The organism is Candidatus Cardinium sp. cBcalN2 (assembly GCF_022810445.1).
In the GTDB taxonomy this organism is placed as follows: Bacteria; Bacteroidota; Bacteroidia; order Cytophagales; family Amoebophilaceae; genus Cardinium.
The window spans coordinates 1-4,095 of the sequence record NZ_JAACGD010000040.1 but is presented as its reverse complement, the minus strand read 5'-3'; the positions used below and the strand labels follow the sequence as shown (position 1 = coordinate 4,095).

Annotated in this window: 3 protein-coding genes; all 3 read left to right on the top strand. The window is 35.0% G+C overall.

Annotated features, from left to right (window positions below; genetic code table 11):
* Nucleotides 1-290: 290 nt before the first annotated feature.
* Nucleotides 291-761 (top strand): dCMP deaminase family protein, encoded by a 471-nt coding sequence (locus MUW74_RS01330; protein ID WP_243517645.1) that lies wholly within the window; start codon nt 291-293, stop codon nt 759-761.
* Nucleotides 762-1,061: 300 nt separating this feature from the next.
* A complete protein-coding gene (locus MUW74_RS01325; protein ID WP_243517643.1) occupies nt 1,062-2,543 on the top strand; it encodes a hypothetical protein in 1,482 nt (493 codons plus the stop codon).
* 458 nt (nt 2,544-3,001) lie between these two features.
* The gene (locus tag MUW74_RS01320) at nt 3,002-3,991 is read left to right on the top strand and encodes a hypothetical protein (protein ID WP_243519008.1); all 990 of its coding nucleotides are present in this window, start codon (nt 3,002-3,004) and stop codon (nt 3,989-3,991) included.
* The last annotated feature ends 104 nt before the right edge of the window (nt 3,992-4,095 follow it).

Genomic DNA, 4,095 nt, shown 5'->3' with positions numbered 1-4,095 from the left:
TTTTGAGTAAAAAATTAGCATCTATCAGCTTGTAAAAGTTACGGAAAGCTCCCCTTTACAGCTGGAAAAACAGAATCCACCCTGCAACATCCATTGTAGCTGTTTTTCTATTTCAGCTATAAGGATCACTTTCTGATCGCAACTATTTTACAAGGGGCATTTTTTTATATACTATTATGTATAATAGTCAATTCAATATATCCCTTAAGTTGCCGCCATTACCTGAACAGATATGTAAATCTCTTGCAAACCATGAAATAAAAGTACCAACTATATAATAAAAAGCAGTAATGACGGAAAGACCTACATTTGATACCATTTTTATGTCCTTGGCCATTCAGTTAGCCCAACGCTCACATTGTGTTAAAAAGAAAGTAAGTGCTGTATTAACAAAAGACACCCGTATTATTTCTATAGGATACAATGGACCTCCATCAGGTGCTTATAATTGTGATGAGATATGGCCTAAAACAGGTTGTGCTAGGAATATAAAAGGTAGTTGTTCCTTAGCGATTCATGCAGAACAAAATGCGCTGCTGTATGCATTAACCAATCATATCAATGTACGAGATAGTCTACTTTATATTACCCTTTCACCTTGTCTCCCTTGCGCCCGTATGATATTTAGTACAGGCATTAAAAAAGTGATATACAAAGACTCTTATGCAGCTTATAAAAACCTAGATCAGGAAGAAGGGTTAAATTTTTTACAAGAGTTTGGTGTGAGCGTAGAACAATATGATCCCTATGCGGCAGTATAGCTTTAAATGATAGTCTGTGGTTCAGTCACCTGTTGAGCAGATGATGTGAACTGGAAAGATTATGTTAATCAAGTTATAGTTTATTTTATTCTCAGCCCCATAAGTATATTCTAATATAAAACACCATCAATATAGCATCATCTGACCTATTTCTAGCGTAATAGGTCGGATAATACCATCACACTCTTTTTAGTCAGTTGATTTTTTTGTTAAAAATTTATATGATAATAGCAAAGAGTTTACCTATATACATCATTAGCTTGATTAGTTAGTAAATTAGCACCATATAAGATAAAAAACATGAAAAAAGCAAATATTTTCTATAGTTCTATGATCTGCGCTAGCGCATTTTCAACGTTAGCTGGATGTAGTTACCATACTAAAAATGGTATGATGGATGATAATCCATCTGGGCCACTCGTATCGTTAACTGATCAGCCAATTCATAATCCACCTGGTGTAGAAAGAAAAGTAGATTTAGTCTATACAATATATGATCCAAAGATATATAAATTTGATGATGAATCGATCCAGCTACTACTTTATTTGAATGATACATTAATCAAATGCTTGGATTCTTTTAAGCAGTATATATCGGAAAATAAAACTGATGTTTTAAATAAACTGGCTGTGGTTGATACAAGTTTTTTGAAGTTACAGCAACCCTATCTTACTCAGGGTGGCCAGCTCATACCAACACCTGCTGTAGATAGGGCTAATATGGATTCAGACCAGCTGATTAAGTTTAAAGAATGCCGAGCTCATACGCCCACTTTTCATGAATTGTATTATTTAAGATGTTGGTACGATAAGCTTATTAAAAGCTTTTCAGATGTTTGTAATGATTTATTTATCTGTTCAGGATCCTCTGGCTTGCGTGTTGAGGATTATATAAAAGTGGAAAACGAGGCAGTTCACCGGGCTATGACTTCATCTTCTACTCGAGTAAAAGGCATAAATTGCTCTAAAAAAAATATCAATAAGCAAGTTAAGTATGTGCAAGAGCAGATACATAATCAAAGAGTGATACGTAAATACAGTGATGATGATCCAGGTGCCAGGCGTAATCGATCCATTCAAAATGCAGTTGTTACGCTATATGCTAAGCATCTTATACCTTATCTGGGCAGAGTAGTGGACTACTTGATACGTCAGGCACTTAATACTAGTGTTGCGCAAGGATATATTAATTTGAGTGATGCTGAAAAAAAATATAAAGAAGCTACCCAGCATACTGCATTCCTTTGGAGACAAGAGTATGTTTTTCATTATCAGAACTATATAAAAACTCACAGGAAAACGGGTAATGCTTATGCCGATTATCAGGCACGTAGTGTTATCTATGATCCTGCCAAGATCATTCAGAAACTAAGGGAGCGTAGTTTAAAACCTATTGATGGCAGGTACGCTCAACTTTGTAGCTTGGTTAACTCGATTGTATATGATGTTGATGCTAGCCTTAAGGAAGCATTACTAAGTAGTCTGACTATACTGTATAATACCTTGTATAGTACTGCTATAGTTCATATAATGGGTGATGTAGCTATATTTCCAGTAGCACATAACGCTCCTAAAAATAGCGAGTTAGTAGCGGCTATAACCAATAAAGCGGCAGCACCAGATATCATTATAGCCAAATATAAAACCTTGCTTGCTGGTGTTATTTTAAATCAGGAGCCTTATGTTAACCTTGCTAATATCGATTCCGTAGTTAAGGAGTTGCAGCATGTAGGCTTGCGCGTCCATTCTATAGAGTCTGATCATACTCCTAATCAGGGTTAATACAGACCAATTAGCGGATCCAGCATCTGAGCCTATAAATCCTCTAAAAGTCGAATACCAAAAGATAAAACAAGAAAAAACCATACGACTAAATAGATGCGATGCTTTGTTTCCGTTCACCACTATGGCTTATGCTAGGAAAAAAACGCGCCCTTTGAAAAAAGTGCGATCAGAAAGCGGAGTTTACAGATGAAAAGAAAAACAGTTGCCGGGATGGATTGGAGAGAGGTTCCTGTTTTTCCAGTTGTAAAGTAAGCTTTCAGTAACTTTTTTCATCAGCGCTTGATTTTTTGGCTACTTTTTGATCAAGCAAAAAGTAGCTTTAAAAAATTCATTTTTTAACAGTGTCAGGAACAGATACGATGCTTTTTTATAATTTGATTTTAATATAAAATTTTTTAATATAAAATTGTTTTGTTATAAACAAGTAATATTATTAGTTTTTCAATTTTATAATTATGAAAAAGATAAAAACCTATTATGCTTTTATTATTTGGTGGCCCCATCTATTGGTAGTATTGGTTACCTGCAATGGTTATTCGAAAAGTTATATGATTGGTAATCCATCTTTAGAACAAGAATCGCTAGGTGACCATCCATCTAGTTCGGATCCATCTACGTTTGATGAAGTCCTACAGAAAATAAATAGTTTGTTTGAAAAATTTAAGGAATGTTCTAGTTATGTTGATCAACATAAAGCTAGCTATACTCTTGATAAGATCAAGGAAATTGATGCCCAATTTCAGGCTAAACAGAATGGATATGCCCACGAGGAATTGCTGATGCTATATAATAGTTTAAGCTTGGTTGGTGTTTCTAAAATACCTTCGGACGACTCCCTACCAGTCATGCGCTTGAAAGGACCGCCCAGTCCCTCTATTCTGTTGCCCATACTGAATTATTTATCCTGTTGGCAAAAAGCCGCTTCTAAGCAGTTAAAAAATATGTTGCGTAATCCATTCATTAGAGCAGTTAACCTAGAAGATTTTGGTCAAAGTACCAAAGCATCTAAAATAGTTATGGTTAACAATACCAAAATTAACCTTCATAAAGTACTTAGTAAGCAGTCGGTTAAGTCGAAAAGTTACACCCAGCCTCATGTTAATACAGCTGATCTTGAAAAGTTTACTCGTAAAATTTCAGATTATCTAAACCAGGATATTATACCTTATTGGGCTAGCGTAGCCCAGCTGTTGATATTCCGTTTGCTTAATAATAGTCTTGCCAAAGGAAAAATTGTTATTCAAGAAGCTAAAGCAAATTATCAAAAAGCTTTAGAGGCTATTGCAGCTATTTACAGCCCAGATCATATTCAAGCTTGTAAGACCTGTTTAGAGACTGAATTGAAAAGTGCTATGGCGTATAAGCCAGGCAAGAGTGGTTATAACCCTATAGAAATCTTTGCTAAGCTAGTGCAATGTTTTTTGAAACCTATTGATGATATGTAGTAGTTGCTATTTAATCTGACAGGCATTAAAAGATTAATGTATGTACCTGTCAGTTAAGTTTAGTTTGTCAGGTATGCTTTTAAGATACGCGATTTGATGATTTT